Origin of the sequence: Pseudomonas sp. RL_15y_Pfl2_60, from assembly GCF_963970595.1 — a bacterium.
Lineage (GTDB): Bacteria > Pseudomonadota > Gammaproteobacteria > Pseudomonadales > Pseudomonadaceae > Aquipseudomonas.
The window spans coordinates 170,048-188,695 of record NZ_CAXAOE010000006.1 but is presented as its reverse complement, the minus strand read 5'-3'; the positions used below and the strand labels follow the sequence as shown (position 1 = coordinate 188,695).

Annotated in this window: 17 protein-coding genes, 1 tRNA gene and 1 pseudogene; 18 read left to right on the top strand and 1 reads right to left on the bottom strand. The window is 56.1% G+C overall.

Annotated elements, in window-relative coordinates:
* Positions 1-32 precede the first annotated feature (32 nt).
* The 10 genes and pseudogenes from miaA (at position 33) to AACY26_RS21405 (ending at position 9,793) form a co-directional block, all read left to right on the top strand.
* Complete coding sequence (gene miaA / locus AACY26_RS17295) at positions 33-1,007, top strand: tRNA (adenosine(37)-N6)-dimethylallyltransferase MiaA (protein WP_339515837.1); 975 nt, start codon at positions 33-35, stop codon at positions 1,005-1,007.
* Positions 1,008-1,103: 96 nt separating this feature from the next.
* On the top strand, positions 1,104-1,364 hold the full coding sequence (hfq, locus tag AACY26_RS17290) for an RNA chaperone Hfq (RefSeq protein WP_010488369.1): 261 nt from the start codon (positions 1,104-1,106) through the stop codon (positions 1,362-1,364).
* 15 nt (positions 1,365-1,379) lie between these two features.
* Complete coding sequence (gene hflX, locus AACY26_RS17285; protein WP_339515836.1) at positions 1,380-2,681, top strand: ribosome rescue GTPase HflX; 1,302 nt, start codon at positions 1,380-1,382, stop codon at positions 2,679-2,681.
* A 96-nt stretch (positions 2,682-2,777) separates the two neighbouring features.
* Entirely contained in the window at positions 2,778-3,950 is a 1,173-nt protein-coding gene (gene hflK, locus AACY26_RS17280; protein WP_339515835.1) for an FtsH protease activity modulator HflK, read from the top strand.
* Positions 3,950-4,822 (top strand): protease modulator HflC, encoded by an 873-nt coding sequence (gene hflC, locus AACY26_RS17275; RefSeq protein WP_339515834.1) that lies wholly within the window; start codon positions 3,950-3,952, stop codon positions 4,820-4,822. The genes hflK and hflC overlap by 1 nt, the downstream gene beginning before the upstream one ends.
* A 106-nt stretch (positions 4,823-4,928) precedes the next feature.
* Entirely contained in the window at positions 4,929-5,114 is a 186-nt protein-coding gene (locus tag AACY26_RS17270) for a DUF2065 domain-containing protein (protein ID WP_339515833.1), read from the top strand.
* A 37-nt stretch (positions 5,115-5,151) separates the two neighbouring features.
* Positions 5,152-6,339 carry an ATP phosphoribosyltransferase regulatory subunit gene (locus AACY26_RS17265; protein ID WP_339515832.1) on the top strand — a complete coding sequence of 396 codons (1,188 nt, stop codon included), beginning with the start codon at positions 5,152-5,154 and terminating at the stop codon, positions 6,337-6,339.
* Positions 6,340-6,394: 55 nt separating this feature from the next.
* Entirely contained in the window at positions 6,395-7,690 is a 1,296-nt protein-coding gene (locus tag AACY26_RS17260) for an adenylosuccinate synthase (RefSeq protein ID WP_339515831.1), read from the top strand.
* 582 nt (positions 7,691-8,272) lie between these two features.
* Positions 8,273-8,935: pseudogene (locus AACY26_RS21410) on the top strand (HAMP domain-containing protein); the annotation flags it as partial.
* Positions 8,909-9,793 carry a methyl-accepting chemotaxis protein gene (locus tag AACY26_RS21405; protein ID WP_445261331.1) on the top strand — a complete coding sequence of 295 codons (885 nt, stop codon included), beginning with the start codon at positions 8,909-8,911 and terminating at the stop codon, positions 9,791-9,793. The pseudogene AACY26_RS21410 and the gene AACY26_RS21405, both read left to right, overlap by 27 nt.
* Positions 9,794-9,903: 110 nt before the next feature.
* Here AACY26_RS21405 and AACY26_RS17250 read toward each other — a convergent pair.
* Positions 9,904-9,990: transfer RNA gene (locus tag AACY26_RS17250), tRNA-Leu, on the bottom strand.
* 205 nt (positions 9,991-10,195) lie between these two features.
* On the opposite strand from AACY26_RS17250, the gene rnr reads away from it, so the two are divergent.
* From rnr to alr, 8 genes are all read left to right on the top strand, one after another.
* On the top strand, positions 10,196-12,790 hold the full coding sequence (gene rnr / locus AACY26_RS17245; RefSeq protein ID WP_339515829.1) for a ribonuclease R: 2,595 nt from the start codon (positions 10,196-10,198) through the stop codon (positions 12,788-12,790).
* Positions 12,787-13,536 (top strand): 23S rRNA (guanosine(2251)-2'-O)-methyltransferase RlmB, encoded by a 750-nt coding sequence (gene rlmB / locus AACY26_RS17240; protein ID WP_339515828.1) that lies wholly within the window; start codon positions 12,787-12,789, stop codon positions 13,534-13,536. The genes rnr and rlmB overlap by 4 nt, the downstream gene beginning before the upstream one ends.
* 284 nt (positions 13,537-13,820) lie before the next feature.
* Complete coding sequence (gene rpsF, locus AACY26_RS17235) at positions 13,821-14,249, top strand: 30S ribosomal protein S6 (protein WP_339515827.1); 429 nt, start codon at positions 13,821-13,823, stop codon at positions 14,247-14,249.
* A 28-nt stretch (positions 14,250-14,277) separates the two neighbouring features.
* Complete coding sequence (gene rpsR, locus AACY26_RS17230; protein ID WP_003246847.1) at positions 14,278-14,508, top strand: 30S ribosomal protein S18; 231 nt, start codon at positions 14,278-14,280, stop codon at positions 14,506-14,508.
* Positions 14,509-14,543: 35 nt separating this feature from the next.
* The gene (locus AACY26_RS17225; protein ID WP_339515826.1) at positions 14,544-15,437 is read left to right on the top strand and encodes a hypothetical protein; all 894 of its coding nucleotides are present in this window, start codon (positions 14,544-14,546) and stop codon (positions 15,435-15,437) included.
* Between the two features lie 21 nt (positions 15,438-15,458).
* Entirely contained in the window at positions 15,459-15,905 is a 447-nt protein-coding gene (rplI, locus tag AACY26_RS17220) for a 50S ribosomal protein L9 (protein ID WP_089359783.1), read from the top strand.
* Positions 15,906-16,027: 122 nt separating this feature from the next.
* Entirely contained in the window at positions 16,028-17,422 is a 1,395-nt protein-coding gene (gene dnaB / locus AACY26_RS17215) for a replicative DNA helicase (RefSeq protein WP_339515825.1), read from the top strand.
* Between the two features lie 127 nt (positions 17,423-17,549).
* On the top strand, positions 17,550-18,632 hold the full coding sequence (gene alr, locus AACY26_RS17210) for an alanine racemase (protein WP_339515824.1): 1,083 nt from the start codon (positions 17,550-17,552) through the stop codon (positions 18,630-18,632).
* Positions 18,633-18,648: the final 16 nt, after the last annotated feature.

The window sequence follows — 18,648 nt, the reverse complement described above, 5'->3', positions numbered from 1 at the left end:
CGCAGTCTCGTTGTTCTCAAGAGATACAATCAATGTCTGAGCCTCTGCCGCCAGCAATATTCCTGATGGGGCCTACGGCTGCCGGTAAAACCGACTTGGCCCTGGAGTTGGCGCGGGCGCTGCCTTGTGACCTGATCAGTGTTGATTCTGCGCTGATCTACACCGGCATGGATATAGGCACGGCCAAGCCCGACAAAGCCACATTGGCGCAATATCCACACCGTTTGATTGATATTCGCGATCCGGCGCAAAGCTATTCGGCGGCGGAATTTCGCAGCGATGCCTTGGCTGAAATGGCTGAAATCACCGCCAGGGGGCGGATTCCGCTCCTGGTGGGCGGTACCATGCTCTATTACAAGGCGCTTCAGGAAGGTTTGGCTGATATGCCGGGCGCTGATGCACAGGTGCGCGCAGAGCTCGAAGCGCGGGCCCTGGCCGAGGGTTGGGGCGTATTGCATCAAGAGTTGGCCGCTGTTGACCCTGAGTCGGCCGCGCGGATCCATCCCAATGACCCGCAGCGCTTGACCCGGGCACTTGAGGTCTACAAAGTCAGTGGTTTGACCATGACTGAACATCGCCAGCGCCAAGCGCAACAAAATGTTGAGGTTAACCCGGCGACTGGCAGGCAATTACCCTATAATGTCGCTTGCTTGGCCATCGCGCCGGCTGATCGAAGTGTGCTTCACGAACGAATTTCACTGCGTTTTCAGATGATGCTTGAACAAGGCTTCATTGAAGAGGTCGAACTTCTGCGTCAAAGAAGTGACTTGCATCCAGGTTTGCCGTCTATACGAGCAGTAGGTTACCGCCAAGTGTGGGAATACCTTGACGGCGATGTCAGTCGTTCGAAGATGCAGGAATTGGGGATAATAGCTACTCGCCAGTTGGCCAAACGGCAGTTTACATGGCTGCGCAGTTGGCCTGATGTGCACTGGTTGGATAGTTTGGCTTGCGACAATGCGTCACGCGCCTTGAAATACTTGGCATCGGCCTCCATATTGGAATGAGACCATGCCGTTTGCCGTCTACTCTTGAGGAAGGCGGCACTAAGTTGTTTATTGATTCTTAAATTATTGAAATTGATCCTTAAAGGAGTGCGGCACATGTCAAAAGGGCATTCGCTACAAGACCCTTACTTAAATACCCTGCGTAAGGAACGCGTACCGGTATCTATTTACCTGGTTAACGGGATTAAGTTGCAGGGGCAAATCGAATCTTTCGACCAGTTTGTAATTTTGCTGAAAAACACTGTCAGCCAGATGGTCTACAAGCATGCAATTTCCACCGTAGTGCCGAGCCGCCCGGTTCGTCTGCCAACCGCTAGCGAAACGGAGCAGGCCGAGTCCGAGCCAGGTAACGCCTGATTTTAGGGGGCTGTATTGTTCTTCGAACGCCATGAAGGTGGTGAGCGGGCCATCCTGGTTCATTTGGATGGCCAGAACTCAGAGGCGAGTGAAGATCCGCAAGAGTTTCAGGAACTCGCTATTTCAGCGGGTGCTGACACGGTGGCCTTTCTTAGTGTGCCGAGCAATCGGCTGACTGCGAAATACCTCATCGGTAGCGGTAAGGTTGAAGAGTTGCGTGATCAGGTCAAGTCTGCCGAGGCCGACCTGGTGATCTTCAACCACGTCCTGACGCCGAGTCAGGAGCGCAACCTTGAGCGTGCTTTTGAGTGTCGCGTATTGGACCGCACCGGTTTGATTCTCGATATCTTTGCCCAGCGTGCGCGTACTCACGAAGGTAAGTTGCAGGTCGAACTTGCCCAGCTTGATCACTTGAGTACTCGACTGGTTCGGGGCTGGACTCACCTTGAGCGGCAAAAAGGTGGTATCGGCTTGCGTGGCCCGGGTGAAACCCAGCTCGAAACCGACCGCCGTTTGTTGCGGGTTCGCATTCGTCAAATCAAACAAAAGCTCAATAAAGTCCGCAGCCAGCGTGAACAAGCGCGTCGTGGTCGTCAGCGGGCAGATATTCCTTCGGTTTCATTGGTTGGTTATACCAACGCCGGCAAGTCGACGCTGTTTAACGCTGTGACCGAATCCGAGGTCTATGCGGCTGATCAACTGTTCGCAACCCTCGATCCTACCTTGCGTCGTCTCGACTTGAATGACTTTGGTCCTATTGTGCTGGCCGATACCGTGGGCTTTATTCGCCACCTGCCGCACAAACTGGTTGAAGCCTTTCGTGCGACCCTTGAGGAGTCGAGCAACTCCGATTTGTTGCTGCATGTGATTGATGCGCATGAACCGGAGCGTATGGCGCAGATTGAACAGGTGATGGCTGTGTTGACTGAAATCGGCGCGCATGAGTTGCCGATTCTTGAGGTCTATAACAAGCTTGATCTGCTTGAAGGGGTTGAGCCGCAAATTCAACGTGATGCCGATGGCAAGCCACAACGTGTATGGTTGTCGGCACGCGATGGACGTGGTCTACCTTTACTTAAGCAGGCAATTGCGGAACTCTTGAGTGATGACCTGTTTGTCGGCACATTACAGCTGCCGCAAAAACTTGGACGCTTGCGTGCCCAGTTCTTTGAATTGGGCGCCGTGCAGAGCGAAGGTCACAGCGAAGACGGCAGTAGTTTGCTGGCAGTACGTTTGCCGCGGGTGGAGCTCAATCGGTTGGTGAGTCGCGCTGGCCTGCAGCCGTTGGAGTTTATTGAGCAACACACTTTGCAATAAAGCCTGTGTCAGCGGTTGTGCCGCTGAGGCTGGGCATTCGGTAGCATTGGCTGACGCGTCGTGGGCGCGTCTTTGCTTTATCAGATGGAGAGCGCTATGGCTTGGAATGAGCCGGGTGGCAACTCGAATAATCAGGATCCATGGGGTGGGCGCCGTAACAACGGCGGCGATCGCAAAGGGCCTCCGGATCTCGACGAGGCCTTCCGCAAGCTACAGGAAAGCCTTAACGGGTTGTTCGGTGGCGGTAAAAAACGTGGTAGCGGCGACGGTAATACTGGCGGCGGCAGCAAGGGCGGCTACGGCATGCTCTTGGTCGGCTTCCTGGTCGTTGTGGCTTTTTGGCTTTACAGCGCGATCTATGTTGTCGATGAGCAGGAGCAAGCTGTTGTCCTGCGTTTCGGTAAATATTACGAGACTGTTGGGCCGGGCCTGAATATCTACTTCCCGCCGATTGATCGTAAGTTCCAGGAAAACGTCACCCGTGAGCGTGCATACAGCAAGCAGGGGCAGATGTTGACCGAAGATGAAAACATCATCGAAGTTCCATTGACCGTGCAGTACAGAATCAGCAATTTGCAGGATTTCGTACTTAACGTGGATTCGCCTGAAACCAGTTTGCAGCAAGCAACTGATAGCGCGATACGTCACGTGGTTGGCTCGACTGAGATGGATCAGGTGCTGACCGAAGGTCGTGAGCTGCTGGCCAGTGAAGTCAAGGAGCGCCTGCAGCGTTTCATGGACAACTACAAGACCGGCATTGTGGTGACTCAGGTGAACTTGCAAAGCGCTGCTGCGCCGCGTGAAGTTCAAGAGGCATTCGATGACGTGATTCGTGCTCGTGAAGATGAGCAGCGCGAGAAGAACAAGGCTGAAACCTACGCTAACGGTGTGGTTCCAGAAGCACGTGGTCAGGCCCAGCGCCTGGTTGAAGATGCAATGGGTTACCGCGATGAAGTGGTTTCTCGCGCCCAAGGTGAGGCTGATCGCTTCACTGCATTGGTTACCGAGTACCGCAAGGCGCCGGAGATTACCCGTGAGCGTTTGTATCTCGACACCATGCAAGAGCTGATGAGCAACACCAGCAAGGTTTTGGTCACTGGCGACAAGGGGCAGAACAACTTGCTTTATCTGCCGTTGGATAAAATGATTGATGGGCGTAAAGGCAGTGGCTCAAGCGCAATTTCGGGCAGTGCCTCGGCAAGTGACTCGGATGTCGGTACCGTGCGTACGCCGCAGCCGGTTGATCTGCGTTCAAGGGAGAGCCGCTGATGAGTAATAAATCACTGGTTGCTCTGATCGTCGCAGTGGTTCTGGCAATCGTTGCCTGGAACAGCTTCTATATCGTTGCGCAGACTGAGCGTGCGGTGTTGCTGCAGTTCGGTCGTATCGTCAATCCAGACGTCAAGCCGGGTCTGCATGTGAAGATTCCATACGTCAACCAAGTGCGCCTGTTCGATGGTCGCTTGATGACGCTGGACGCAAGCAGCTCGCGTTTCCTTACCCTGGAAAAGAAAGCATTGATGGTTGATGCCTACGCCAAGTGGCGTGTGCGTGATGCCGAGCGGTACTACACCGCAACTTCCGGTATCAAGCAAACGGCTGACGAGCGTCTGTCGCGTCGTCTTGAAGCGTCCCTGCGTGACCAGTTCGGTAAGCGTACCCTGCACGAGTCCGTGTCGGGTGAGCGTGATGCGTTGATGGCTGACGTGACTGCATCGCTGAACAAGGCGGCGCAAAAAGAGCTGGGTATCGAAGTGGTTGATGTGCGCGTCAAGGCCATCGACTTGCCTAAAGAAGTAAACCGCAGTGTGTTCGATCGTATGGGGTCGGAACGTGAGCGTGAGGCACGCGAGCACCGCGCCAAAGGTAAAGAGCTGGCAGAAGGTATTCGTGCCGATGCCGATCGTCAGCGCCGTGTTCTGTTGGCTGAAGCCTACCGTCAAGCTGAAGAGCTGCGCGGTGAGGGTGATGCCAAGGCTGCAGCCATCTACGCCAAGGCTTATGGTCAGGATCAGGAGTTCTACTCCTTCTACCGTAGCCTCAAGGCTTACCGTGAGAGTTTCGCGGACAAGCGTGACGTGCTGGTGCTTGACCCAAGTAGCGAGTTCTTCCGCTATCTGGAGAAATCCAAGCAGCCATAATGTTTGCCCCGACGGACGCATGTCGTCCGTCGGGGTGACCGTTCAAGAAAACGTGGTATGATGCGGCAGCCGGGAAAATCCCGGCTTTTTTGCGTCTGTGGGAATCATGTGGCAGGAATTAGGCATTGCAGTCTGTTTGGTCTTGGTGCTGGAAGGCATCCTGCCCTTTCTCTATCCGCGCCGTTGGCGGGGTGCAGTCGAGCAGCTAATTCAATTGTCAGATCGCGGACTGCGTCTTATGGGGCTGACCAGCATGTTGCTGGGCACAGCACTTCTTTATTGGCTTCACTGATGGCTTGTGCCGCCCGGATCAAGAGGGGAATGGCGAAATGGCGACGGTAGACCGCTGGCTGCTGCCAGATGGCATCGAAGAAGTATTACCTCCAGAGGCTGCGCGCATCGAAGTGGCGCGCCGGCAGGTGCTGGATCTGTTCCAGCGTTGGGGCTATGAATTCGTAGTAACGCCGCATATCGAATACCTTGAGTCGCTGCTGACTGGCGCGGGTCAGGATCTCGATCTGCGGACGTTCAAGGTGATTGATCCTTTGTCGGGTCGGCAGATGGGTTTCCGTGCGGACATTACGCCGCAGGTTGCTCGTATCGATGCGCATACCCTGCGCCGCGAAGGGCCGAGCCGGCTGTGCTATGCCGGTAGCGTGCTGCACGCTCAGCCACGTGCGCTGACCACCTCGCGCAGTCCGATCCAGCTGGGCGCCGAGTTGTATGGTGATGCGAGCCCGGCGAGCGACGTCGAGGTAATCAGCCTGCTGGTCAATACGCTTGAGCTGGCTGCTGTGCCTGATGTGCACATGGATCTCGGTCATGTCGGTATCTATCGCGGTCTGGCGCGGGCTGCTTGCTTGTCAGGTGCTGTCGAGCAGCAGTTGTTCGATGCTCTGCAGCGCAAGGCCATTGATGAAATTGCCGAGCTGACCGCCGCGTTACCTGCTGAGTTGAGCAAAATGCTGCGTGCGTTGGCTGAGCTGTGCGGTGGCCGTGAGGTGCTTGACCTGGCCCAGGCGTGCCTGGTTGAGGCGCCAGACGATGTGCATGCGGCGTTGGATGATCTGGTGGCGATTGCCGATGAACTGAGCCTGCGCTATCCAGAATTACCGCTGTACTTTGATCTTGGCGAGTTGCGCGGCTATCACTATCACACCGGTGTGGTGTTTGCTGCCTTTGTACCGGGTGTCGGCCAGTCGATTGCCCAGGGTGGTCGTTACGATGATATCGGCGCAGACTTCGGTCGCGCGCGCCCGGCAACAGGCTTCTCGACAGATTTAAAAACGCTGGTGAGCTTGGGCAACATGCAACTGGCGGATGCGCCAGCAGGCATTTGGGCGCCTGATCACCATGATGTTTACCTCTGGCAGGCGGTACAAAAGCTGCGCGGCGAAGGTGCGCGGGTGGTACAGGCTCTGCCAGAGCAGAATTTGGCTGATGCGCATGAGGCTGGCTGTGACCGTCAGTTGCAGTTGCGTGATGGTCGTTGGCAAGTGACGCCCTTGGCGTCCTGATCTGTTTCCGTCGGTTATTACCGACATCTAGCTTGCGCGAATGAGGACAAGTGTTATGGGTAAGAATGTCGTAGTCCTGGGCACCCAGTGGGGCGACGAGGGCAAGGGTAAGATCGTCGATCTGCTGACCGAACAGGCTGCTGCTGTAGTTCGTTATCAGGGCGGTCATAACGCTGGCCACACGCTGGTAATCGACGGCGAGAAAACCGTTCTGCACCTGATCCCGTCAGGCATTCTGCGCGATGGCGTACAGTGCTTGATCGGTAACGGCGTAGTGGTTGCCCCGGATGCGCTGATGCGTGAAATCATCAAGCTTGAAGAAAAAGGTGTGCCGGTGCGTGAGCGCTTGCGTATCAGCCCTTCTTGCCCGTTGATTCTGTCTTATCACGTGGCGCTGGATCAGGCCCGCGAAAAAGCCCGTGGCGACGCCAAGATCGGTACGACCGGTCGCGGTATTGGCCCGGCTTACGAGGACAAAGTAGCGCGCCGTGGTCTGCGCATCGGTGATTTGTTCCACCGCGAGCGTTTTGCTGCCAAGCTGGGTGAGTTGCTCGACTATCACAACTTCGTATTGCAGAACTTCTACAAAGAGCCTGCAATCGACTTCCAGAAAACTTTAGACGAGTGCATGGAATACGCCGAGTTGCTCAAGCCAATGATGGCTGACGTGACTGCGGTTCTTCACGAAATGCGCCGTGACGCCAAAGACATCATGTTTGAAGGTGCTCAGGGTTCATTGCTGGATATCGACCACGGTACCTACCCATACGTGACCAGCTCCAACACCACTGCTGGCGGCATCGCCACGGGTTCTGGTTTTGGCCCTATGTACCTCGATTACATTCTGGGTATCACCAAGGCCTACACCACGCGTGTGGGTTCGGGGCCGTTCCCGACAGAGTTGTTTGATGAGACCGGTGCGTTCCTGGCCAAGCGTGGCCACGAGTTTGGTGCGACCACTGGCCGTGCGCGCCGTTGTGGTTGGTTTGATGCGGTTATCCTGCGTCGTGCTATCGAAATCAACAGCATCTCGGGCCTGTGCCTGACCAAGCTGGACGTGCTCGACGGCCTGGAAACCATCAACATCTGCGTAGGCTACAAAGATCAGAACGGCGACGTTCTGGTTGATGCGCCAACTGATGCGGACAGCTACATCGGCCTGCAGCCAGTGTACGAAGAAGTGCCGGGCTGGAGTGAGTCGACGCTGGGCGCCAAGACCCTTGAGGAACTGCCAGTCAACGCTCGCAATTACATCAAGCGAGTTGAGGAGTTGGTGGGTGCGCCTATCGATATCATCTCGACCGGTCCTGATCGCAACGAAACCATCGTGTTGCGTCACCCGTTCGCGTAAATATCGCTTGTGGTTGAAAAAGGGTCGCCTAGTGCGGCCCTTTTTGCATCTGCAGCTTGTGTTGCAGGTTTGCATGCGGATGAAAAATAGTTGGGCATAAGCCTTGCTTGAACTCAACTAATCCCAGAAGTCGCCGTTATAGAAGTACGGTTGTTGAGGAGTCTTCCCGTGTTTGCCATCGCTTCGTTGTTACGCAGTCGTTTGTTGCGCCCGGTATTTATTGCCTTGGGCTTGGCGTTGTTGGTGCAGGTGGTGGTTGCGGTGGTGCTGACGCGCACGACGGTGAGCACCTTGGTCGAGGACTTGTCTGCGCGTTTGGGCAGCGATACCCGGCAACTGTCGTCTGATCTTGAGGCGGCCAGCGCTGAAGTGCGCGGTGGGCTTGAGGGGCTCTCAAGTCGTACCCAGGCGAGCCTTGGGGCTGGCTTGAAGGAGCGTCTGAGTGCGGAGCAGGCACAGCTGCGAGGTATTCTGGAAAGCAATCTCAAGCAGTCAGCGGATGATTTGGCGCAACTTCTGGCGGCGGTCGCACCAAAAGCCATTTGGGACAATGACGTGCCTGCATTGACCGAGTTGGTGCGTATGGCCAATCGCAACTCAAATGTGCTCTTTGCCGTCTATGTCGATGCCAGTGGCGAGCGCCTGACGCGTCACGTCAATCGTACGGATGAGCGAGTCAAGGCCCTGATCGCCAAAGGTCAGGGGCGTGGTTCTTTGGATAAATTGCTTAATGCGGCTGCCAGCGATTCCGGGGTTTACGTGGTCGAGGCGTCGATTAATCCGATGGGCTCGGAGATTGGCAAGGTTATCCTTGGTGTCTCAACCGTTGATGTCGATAAGGTCGTTGTCCAGCTTGACCAACGTTTTTCTGCACTCATCCAGAGCAGCGGCCAATTGGTTTCGGACGGTTTGAGTGCAGCGGCCAGTGACAGTGCGGCGGCATTGGCGGCACGGCTCAAAGGTGCCCAGCAAACCGCGCAAGCCATGGCTGAAAATAGTCGACAGGCTATTGAGTCGGCCGCGCAGAGCCTGCGCTGGAATATCAGCATTGGCTTGGCGCTGGTCGGGCTGGTTATTTTATTGGTGCTGGCCTTGGTTTTGGGGCGTCGCGTGGTGAGCAAGCTGCATACCTTGATTGCGGTCATGGATGATTGGGCTGCTGGTGAGGGTGACTTGACTCGTCGAGTGCAGATGGACAGCCGCGATGAAATCGGTGACATGGCCGCTGTGGTTAACCGCTTTGTCGGTAAATTGCAGCCCATTGTTCGTGAGGCCGGTGACATAGCCGTGCGCACAGGTGTCGAGATCGAAAGCCTGGCTGTGCGCAGCGCTGCGGCAGAGGTTTCGGCGGCACGCCAGCGTGATGAAGTGGCGGGCAGCTTGCAGGCGCTGGCGCAGATGGCCGACGAAGCTCAGGCTGAAAGCCAGTCAATGCAAGAGGCGCTGCAACGCGTCGGTTCTATTCGCCAAGCGACTGAGGATAATTCGGCGATCGCCAGGCGTGTCGGTGGTTCGATTGCCGAGCTGGTCGGCAGTGTGGATACCGGTGCGGCGGTGATCCAGCGCCTGGCACGGCAAAGTGAGCAGATCGAAGTGGTGCTGACGGTGATTCATGGTATCGCCGAGCAAACTAACCTGCTGGCGCTCAATGCTGCGATTGAGGCGGCGCGAGCGGGTGAAAGTGGTCGTGGTTTTGCGGTGGTGGCCGATGAAGTTCGAGCGCTGGCCAGCAAAACCCAGCAATCAACGGGTGATATTCAGGCGCATATCGGTGCCTTGCAACAGGGTGCGCGTGAGGCCGTAACGGCAATCGAGCAAGCGAGCCGACAGGCGGCACAAGGATTGGCGGCGCTAAATGACAGCGAGCGGCTGCAAGGTTCGGTGCAGGTGTCGGTCGAAGAGGTGCATGGCGCGATCAGTGCGGCGGCGGATGCGGCCCTGCATCAGGCCGAAGGGGCGGCAGCTGTTCGCCGGCGAGTGGAAGTGATTCATGCTGAATCGCAGCGTGGGGCCCAGGCTGTTGCGGCGACTGCCAAGAGCGGTCGGGTGCTGGATGAGCTGGCTTCTCAGCTAGGCCGGAGTCTAGGGCAGTTCAAGGTCTAAGGGCCAGAATACAAGGCCGCCAAGGATTCTTGGCGGTTTCTGTTGGGCAGCTGCTAAGCTAAAACGCAGGCATAAAAAAACCGAGCTGTTTGGCTCGGTTTTTTTGAATTTGGTGCCCAGGAGAAGACTCGAACTTCCACGACCGTAAGGTCACCAGCACCTGAAGCTGGCGTGTCTACCAATTTCACCACCTGGGCATTGATTGCAAAGATTGCTCTTTTACTATCAACTACAACAACGTTTGCCGTCGTTGTGGCGCGCATAATACGGATCGGTTTTTTACTTGTAAACCCCCGTCGTTAAAAAAAATATTATGTGTTGCGGGCTGACCCGGACACCTGTTTCGCGCTTCAATAGGCGCATGACAAACCGAATTTATATAGAAAAGGTGAATCCTCTCTAATGGCCGATTGGCAATCCCTCGATCCCGAGGCCGCTCGTGAAGCGGAAAAATATGAAAACCCCATTCCAAGTCGCGAGCTTATTCTCAAGCATCTCGATGAGCGTGGCTCCCCGGCAAACCGCGAACAGCTGCTGGAAGAGTTCGGACTGACAACTGACGAGCAGATAGAAGCGCTGCGTCGTCGACTGCGCGCCATGGAGCGCGACGGTCAATTAATCTATACCCGTCGCGGCACCTATGCGCCGGTTGATAAGTTGGATCTGGTGCTGGGCCGTGTCAGCGGTCACCGCGACGGCTTTGGCTTCCTGGTTCCGGATGACGGCAGCGATGACCTGTTTCTGAGCCCGGCGCAGATGCGTTTGGTCTTTGATGGTGATCGCGCTTTGGCGCGGGTTGCCGGTCTCGATCGTCGTGGCCGCCGTGAAGGTGCGGTGGTCGAAGTGATCTCACGCGGCCATGAATCCATCGTCGGCCGTTATTACGAAGAAAGCGGCATTGGCTTCGTTATTCCTGACAATCCGAAAATCCAGCAGGAAGTATTGGTTACCCAGGGACGTAATGCGGGTGCCAAGCAGGGTCAGTTTGTCGAGGTGAAAATCACCCATTGGCCAACCCAGCGCTTCCAGCCACAAGGTGATGTGGTTGAGGTCGTGGGTAACTACATGGCGCCGGGCATGGAAATCGATGTTGCCCTGCGCAGCTACGACATCCCCCATGTATGGCCGGATGCTGTGGTTAAAGAAGCCAGCAAGCTGAAGCCTGAAGTCGAAGAGAAAGACAAAGAAAAGCGGGTCGATTTGCGCCATCTGCCGTTCGTCACCATCGACGGCGAAGATGCGCGTGACTTCGATGACGCGGTGTATTGCGAAAAAGGCGGCGGTAACTGGCGGCTGTTCGGTGGTGGTTGGAAGCTGTATGTCGCCATCGCTGACGTTTCCCATTACGTCAAAATCGGTTCGGCGCTGGATGCAGAGGCGCAGGTGCGCGGCAACTCGGTGTACTTCCCGGAGCGGGTTATCCCGATGCTGCCGGAGGAATTGTCCAACGGCCTGTGCTCGTTGAATCCGCATGTTGATCGCTTGGCCATGGTTTGCGAGATGACCATCTCGAAAACCGGCAAGATGACTGACTATCAGTTTTATGAGGCGGTTATTCATTCCCATGCGCGCCTGACTTACAACAAAGTCAGCACCATGCTTGAGCAACCGAAGACTGCCGATGGCAAGGCTCTGTGTGGCGAGTACAAAGAGGTGTTGCCGCATCTCAAGCAATTGTATTCGTTGTATCACGTGTTGCTGACTGCACGTCACGAGCGTGGTGCGATTGATTTCGAAACACAGGAAACCCGCATTATCTTTGGTGCTGGGCGCAAGATTGCTGAAATTCGCCCGACCCAGCGTAACGATGCGCACAAGCTGATCGAAGAGTGCATGCTGGCCGCCAACGTTGCCACCGCCGCATTTATGCAAAAGCATGAAATTCCGGCGCTATACCGTGTGCACGACGGTCCGCCGCCTGAGCGCCTGGAAAAGCTCAAAGCATTCCTTGGCGAGTTGGGCTTGAGCCTGCATCGGGGCAAGGCCAAAGAGGGTCCGTCGCCGAAGGATTACCAAGCGCTGCTTGAAACCATCAAGGACCGCCCGGATTACCATCTGATTCAAACCGTGATGCTGCGTTCTTTGAGCCAGGCGGTGTACAGTGCCGATAATCAAGGCCACTTTGGTCTCAATTACGACGCCTATGCGCACTTCACTTCACCAATTCGTCGCTACCCGGATCTGTTGATCCATCGGGCCATCCGCAGTGTGATTCGCTCCAAGCTGGACACCCCGCACGTTCAGCGTGCCGGTGCCACGAGCATGCCCAAGGCACGGATCTATCCGTACGACGAGGCGATCCTCGAAGAGCTTGGCGAGCAGTGCTCAATGTCTGAGCGCCGCGCCGATGAAGCCACGCGCGATGTGGTGAATTGGCTCAAGTGCGAGTTTATGAAAGATCGCGTTGGCGAGACCTTTCCGGGCGTAATTACTGCGGTGACAGGTTTTGGTCTGTTCGTAGAGCTGAGTGATATTTACGTGGAAGGCCTGGTGCACGTCACCGCGCTGCCGGCGGATTATTATCACTTCGATCCAGTTCATCACCGTTTGGCGGGTGAGCGCAGTGGCCGTAACTTCCGCCTGGGCGACAGTGTTGAAGTGAAGGTGATGCGGGTTGATCTCGACGAACGCAAAATTGACTTCGAAATAGCGCAAAGCGTTACCGATGCTCCGGTCGGTCGCAAGCGTGGCGACAGCACACGTGGCCGTAATGACCGCTCTGCAAAGGGTGAGCGCAGCAGTAAGACTGAGCGTGCCGGTAAGGGGGAGCGTGAAAGCAAATCCTCCAGCAAGCCAGCGCCTAGCGCTGATGTGCAAAAAAGCCGTGATGTTAAGCGCGCATTGCTGGCTGGCGCCAAAGGCAAGCCAAAAGCTGCTGGAGCTAAAGGGGCGTCAAAGACAGAAGGGCCGGCTGCGCCGTCCAAACACCGTAAAGGCCCGCCAAAGTCTGGTGGGGCGACCAGCAGTGCACCGCGTAAACGTAAGGCGAAATCATGAGTCAGTTGGAAAAAATCTACGGCGTGCACGCCGTAGAAGCTTTGCTGCGTCATCATCCTAAGCGAGTCAAGCAAGTGTGGCTGGCTGAAGGGCGCAGTGATCCACGGGTGCAAACCCTGATTGCTTTGGCGGCTGAGTCGCGTGTGGCGGTTGGCCAGTGCGAGCGACGTGAGATGGATGCCTGGGTTGAAGGCGTGCATCAGGGCGTTGTGGCTGACGTCAGTCCGAGCCAGGTGTGGGGCGAGGCGATGCTCGATGAGTTGCTCGACCGCACCGAAGGTGCGCCGCTGATTCTGGTGCTTGATGGTGTCACCGACCCGCACAACCTCGGTGCCTGCCTGCGCACCGCTGATGCGGCGGGCGCGCTGGCGGTGCTGATTCCGAAAGACAAGTCAGCCACGCTCAATGCCACGGTGCGCAAAGTCGCTTGCGGCGCCGCTGAAGTGATCCCGCTGGTCGCTGTGACCAATCTGGCGCGCAGCCTGGAAAAACTCCAACAGCGCGGCTTGTGGGTGGTAGGAACTGCTGGCGAAGCCGAGCAAGAAATCTACGATCAAGACCTGACCGGCCCAACCATCTTGATTATGGGTGCCGAAGGTCGTGGTATGCGCCGCCTTACGCGTGAGCACTGCGATTACCTGGTCAAGCTGCCAATGGCGGGTAGCGTCAGCAGCCTCAACGTGTCGGTCGCCACCGGCGTTTGCCTGTTTGAAGCCATGCGTCAAAGGCGCAGCATCAAAAAGTAGTCTGGTCTGGCGCTGTCAGGCTCGCTGCTTTATGGCTAGGCGCACAGAACTACGCGAGGTGCAGGGCCTTGCCCAGCATCTCGCAGCGTGGTTTCGCGCCCAGGCTGCAATTGTTCAAATAATCACCAGTTTACCTTGCTTGTCGCCGGGGGCTTCTCTAGAATGTCGCCCCTTGCCGTGACGGCAGGCGCTTTTGTGCCCTCCGTTCAGCAAGACTAAACAAGTGATATTCACTCCTTGCCTGACTGCATTTAGCGGCAGGCTACAACCCGTAAGGAGCATTTATGCGTCATTACGAAATCATCTTTCTGGTTCACCCGGACCAGAGCGAGCAAGTCGGCGGCATGGTTGAGCGTTACACCAAGCTGATCGAAGAAGACGGCGGCAAAATCCACCGTTTGGAAGATTGGGGCCGTCGCCAGCTGGCGTACGCTATCAACAACGTTCACAAGGCTCACTACGTGATGCTGAACGTTGAGTGCACTGGCAAAGCCTTGGCTGAGCTGGAAGACAACTTCCGTTACAACGACGCTGTGATCCGTAACATGGTCATCCGTCGCGATGAAGCAGTCGTTGAACAGTCGGAGATGCTCAAGGCCGAAGAAAACCGCAGTGAGCGCCGTGAGCGTCGTGACCGTCCTGACAACGCTGAGTCTGATGACTCGAACAGCGATGACAGCGACAACAACGACAGCGACAACGCTGACGAGTAATCCACGGATCTATTGAGGAGCCTATCAAATGGCACGTTTCTTCCGTCGTCGTAAATTCTGCCGTTTCACCGCTGAAGACGTGAAAGAGATCGATTTCAAAGATCTCAACACGCTGAAAGCTTACATCTCGGAAACCGGCAAAATCGTTCCTAGCCGTATCACCGGTACTAAGGCTCGTTATCAGCGTCAGTTGGCTACCGCTATCAAGCGCGCCCGCTTCCTGGCCCTGCTGCCTTACACCGACAGCCACGGCCGCTAAGACCGGATGTTCGACAAGTAGTAAGGGATTAACGCATGCGCGCCTTAGCTGAATTTATTATGCGCGGCCGTGTGCAGGCCACTCTTGTAGTGGTTGGATCGGCGGCATTGCCGCTGCTGTTCTGGTTGAGTGCTGCTGCGGGTTGTCTTGTACTCCTGCGGCGCGGTTTGAGTGATGCCCTGGGCATCCTCGCATGGGCATTACTGCCGGCGATTGCCTGGTGGTACTTCGGCGAACCGCGCACCTTAATGGTGTTGCTGGGCGCGCTGGGGATGGGGTTGTTGTTGCGCTCCAGTATGTCGTGGAACCGTGTACTGCTTTGCAGTGTGGCATTGGGCTTGGTGTATGGGTTGGTTTTGGGTGCGGTGTTCCGCGAGCCTATCGGTGCCATGGCGGGAGAGTTGAAACAACTCATGCCGCAAGTGCTTGATGGGGTCTACCAGCAAATGTCGGTAGATGAGCGAGCGCGTCTGGACAGCCTGATTGCACCGGTTTTGACTGGATTGCTGGCAGCTTTGTTGCAGATTGTCAGCCTGTTGAGCCTGATGCTTGGGCGTTACTGGCAGGCGTTGTTGTATAACCCGGGTGGTTTCGGGCGCGAATTTCGCACCTTGAAGCTGCCGCCGCCGTTAGCGATGTTGCTGCTGGTGGGCATGCTGTTAGGACCGAACCTCGGTCCACAAATGGCCATGCTGACACCGTTGTGCAGTGTACCGTTGGCGTTTGCAGGCATCGCCCTGATTCATGGGCTGGTGGCGCAAGGGCGGATGTCCAAGTTTTGGCTTGTGGGGATGTACATCACGCTGCTGCTGTTTATGCAGCTGACTTATCCGTTACTGGTGGTAATCGCCATTGTCGACAGTCTGTTTGATTTTCGTGGGCGTCATGAGCGTAAAAAAGGCTCTGGCTCCGCGAACGGTGAAGGTTAAAAGTTAAGAGGTTATTACCAAATGGAACTGATCCTGCTGGAAAAAATCGCCAACCTGGGCAACCTGGGCGATAAAGTGAACGTTAAGGCTGGTTACGGCCGTAACTTCCTGCTGCCGAAAGGCAAGGCCACTGCAGCTACCGCTGCAAACGTTGCTGCTTTTGAAGCACGTCGCGCCGAGCTGGAAAAAATTGCCGCCGAGAAGAAAGCTTCTGCTGAATCTCGTGCTGCTCAGCTGGCTGAACTTGAAGTCACCATCACCGCTACTGCGGGCGATGAGGGCAAACTGTTCGGCTCGATCGGTACTCACGACATCGCTGATGCCCTGACCGCCTCTGGCGTTGAAGTGGCTAAAGCTGAAGTTCGTCTGCCGAACGGCACTATTCGTCAAATCGGCGAATACGACGTAGCCGTGCACCTGCACAGCGACGTTGAAGCAACCGTTAAGGTTGTTGTTGTAGCTGCTTAAGCAGTATGCGACGTAGTAGGCCTTGCACTTCGGTGCAGGTCTGCTGACAATCAGGCACGGCATTGCGCAAGCAATGTCGTGCCTTTTGTTTTTATGCACCCAAAGAATTATTCTCAGAGCTTATGAACGACATCAGCATTCCTGAACAATACGACTTGCAGACCTCGGCTCTAAAAGTGCCGCCGCACTCGATCGAGGCGGAGCAAGCGGTGCTTGGCGGCTTGATGCTCGACAACAATGCCTGGGAACGCGTGCTTGACCAGGTCTCTGATGGTGACTTCTATCGTCACGATCATCGCCTTATCTTTCGCGCCATCTACAAGCTGGCAGAGCGTAACCACCCGTTTGACGTGGTGACCCTGTCCGAACAGCTGGACAAGGAAGGCCAGTTGCCTGCTGCCGGTGGCTTGGCGTACCTGGGCGAATTGGCGAAGAACACACCGTCGGTCGCCAATATCAAGGCTTACGCGCAGATCATTCGTGAGCGTGCGACTTTACGCCAGCTGATTGGCATCAGTAGCGAGATCGCCGACAGTGCCTATTCCCCGGAAGGGCGCACGGGCGAAGAGATTCTTGATGAGGCCGAGCGCCTGATCTTCCAGATTGCCGAAGCGCGACCCAAGACGGGCGGGCCATTGGCGATCAACGACATTCTGGTCAAGGCCATCGACCGCATCGACACCTTGTTCAACAGTGGCGACGACATTACCGGCCTGTCGACCGGCTTTACCGACCTCGATGCGCAAACCAGTGGCTTGCAACCCGCTGACCTGGTGATTGTCGCGGGTCGTCCCTCGATGGGTAAAACCACCTTCGCCATGAACTTGGTTGAGAATGCGGTGTTGCGCAGCGACAAGGCGATTGTAGTTTATTCACTGGAGATGCCAGCTGACTCAATTGTCATGCGTATGCTCGCATCCCTTGGTCGTATCGATCAGACCAAAGTGCGTGCCGGGCGGCTGGATGATGACGATTGGCCACGCCTGACTTCGGCGGTAAACCTGCTTAACGATCGCAAGTTGTTTATCGACGATACCGCCGGTATTTCACCTTCTGAAATGCGCGCTCGCACGCGGCGTTTGGCTCGCGAGCACGGTGAGATTGGCCTGATCATGGTCGACTACTTGCAGCTTATGCAGATTCCAGGCTCAAGCAGTGAAAGCCGGGTAAATGAAATTTCCGAGATTTCGCGCTCGCTAAAAGCCTTGGCGAAAGAATTCAACTGTCCGGTGGTTGCCCTGTCGCAGCTTAACCGGGGCCTTGAACAGCGACCAAACAAGCGCCCAATCAACTCCGACTTGCGTGAGTCGGGTGCGATCGAGCAGGACGCCGACATCATCATGTTCGTCTATCGGGATGAGGTCTATCATCCGGAGACAGAATACAAAGGCGTTGCCGAAATCATTATCGGTAAACAGCGTAACGGCCCAATCGGCACCACGAGATTGGCGTTCCTGGGTAAGTACTCGCGCTTCGAAAACCTTGCTCCAGGCAGTTACCAGTTCGACGAAGACTAAAAAGGCGTGCGCACACCTTGGTTGCACTTGATGCGCCTTGTGTGGGTAACACTTTTCTTGAATTAATTAAAAACAGGCGTCCAGACGTTAAACTGGCTGCCTGTTTTTCTTTTTGGATGCTGTGTTTATGCGCCCCCTTGTTGCCACCATCGATTTGCCTGCCATTTGCCACAATTACGCTGTCGCCAAGCGCTGTGCGCCGGGTCGTGAGGCATTTGCAGTGGTCAAGGCCAATGCCTATGGCCACGGCGTGCGCGAGGTGGTTACGGCGTTGCATGACCTGGCCGATGGCTTTGCGGTGGCCAGCTTGGAGGAAGCGGCTCAAGTCCGGGCGATGCATGCAGATGCGCGGATACTGTTGCTTGAGGGCTGCTTCGAGGCTGTCGAGGTGCAGTTGGCCCAGCAATTGCGACTGGATCTTGTCGTGCAGAGCCAGCAACAGCTTGAGGCGGTTCTGGCTGCGCCTGCAGGGCAGCCATTGAATATCTGGCTAAAGCTCGACAGTGGCATGCATCGCTTGGGGTTTGACAGCGATGGCGTTCGTGCCGCGCATGTTGCGCTGCGAAATAGCGCGCAATGCAACGAGCTGAACCTGATCAGCCACTTTGCCTGTGCTGATGAACGTGGTCATGAGCTCACCGAGCACCAGCTAGCGTGTTTCCTGGATCTGCTTGACCTTGATTTTGATCAGCGTTCGCTGGCTAATTCTGCTGCTATTTTGACCATCCCTGCTGCGCATATGGATTGGCTGCGGCCCGGCATCATGCTCTATGGTGCTACGCCTTTCGCAGATTTGAGCGTTGCGCAGCTTGGTCTAAAATCAGTGATGACGCTTTCTGCGCAACTGATTGCGGTGCGTCATGTCGCTCAGGGTGAGTCCGTTGGTTACGGTGCCAGTTGGGTGGCCTCGCGTGACTCAGTGATCGGCACCGTAAGCTGCGGCTACGCCGATGGTTATCCTCGCCATGCACCTGCTGGCACGCCAGTTTTGGTCAATGGCCTGCGGGTTACTCTGGTCGGTCGGGTTTCCATGGATATGCTCACGGTCGATCTGACCGACCTGGCCCAGTCTGCCGTGGGGGATCCAGTTGAATTGTGGGGTAGGCACTTGGCCGTCGATGAAGTGGCACAGGCCGCAGGAACCATTGGTTATGAACTCCTGACCAAGGTGACTGAGCGAGTGCCGCGCCGTTACTTGAGTAATCAGTGATCAGCTTGGAGCAGCA

Coding starts and splice junctions, on each gene's coding strand:
- miaA (WP_339515837.1), top strand. CDS start 33: ATGTCTGAGCCTCTGCCGCCAGCAATATTCCTGATGGGGCCTACGGCT.
- hfq (WP_010488369.1), top strand. CDS start 1,104: ATGTCAAAAGGGCATTCGCTACAAGACCCTTACTTAAATACCCTGCGT.
- hflK (WP_339515835.1), top strand. CDS start 2,778: ATGGCTTGGAATGAGCCGGGTGGCAACTCGAATAATCAGGATCCATGG.
- hflC (WP_339515834.1), top strand. CDS start 3,950: ATGAGTAATAAATCACTGGTTGCTCTGATCGTCGCAGTGGTTCTGGCA.
- AACY26_RS17270 (WP_339515833.1), top strand. CDS start 4,929: ATGTGGCAGGAATTAGGCATTGCAGTCTGTTTGGTCTTGGTGCTGGAA.
- AACY26_RS17265 (WP_339515832.1), top strand. CDS start 5,152: ATGGCGACGGTAGACCGCTGGCTGCTGCCAGATGGCATCGAAGAAGTA.
- AACY26_RS17260 (WP_339515831.1), top strand. CDS start 6,395: ATGGGTAAGAATGTCGTAGTCCTGGGCACCCAGTGGGGCGACGAGGGC.
- AACY26_RS21405 (WP_445261331.1), top strand. CDS start 8,909: ATGGCCGCTGTGGTTAACCGCTTTGTCGGTAAATTGCAGCCCATTGTT.
- rnr (WP_339515829.1), top strand. CDS start 10,196: ATGGCCGATTGGCAATCCCTCGATCCCGAGGCCGCTCGTGAAGCGGAA.
- rlmB (WP_339515828.1), top strand. CDS start 12,787: ATGAGTCAGTTGGAAAAAATCTACGGCGTGCACGCCGTAGAAGCTTTG.
- rpsF (WP_339515827.1), top strand. CDS start 13,821: ATGCGTCATTACGAAATCATCTTTCTGGTTCACCCGGACCAGAGCGAG.
- rpsR (WP_003246847.1), top strand. CDS start 14,278: ATGGCACGTTTCTTCCGTCGTCGTAAATTCTGCCGTTTCACCGCTGAA.
- AACY26_RS17225 (WP_339515826.1), top strand. CDS start 14,544: ATGCGCGCCTTAGCTGAATTTATTATGCGCGGCCGTGTGCAGGCCACT.
- rplI (WP_089359783.1), top strand. CDS start 15,459: ATGGAACTGATCCTGCTGGAAAAAATCGCCAACCTGGGCAACCTGGGC.
- dnaB (WP_339515825.1), top strand. CDS start 16,028: ATGAACGACATCAGCATTCCTGAACAATACGACTTGCAGACCTCGGCT.
- alr (WP_339515824.1), top strand. CDS start 17,550: ATGCGCCCCCTTGTTGCCACCATCGATTTGCCTGCCATTTGCCACAAT.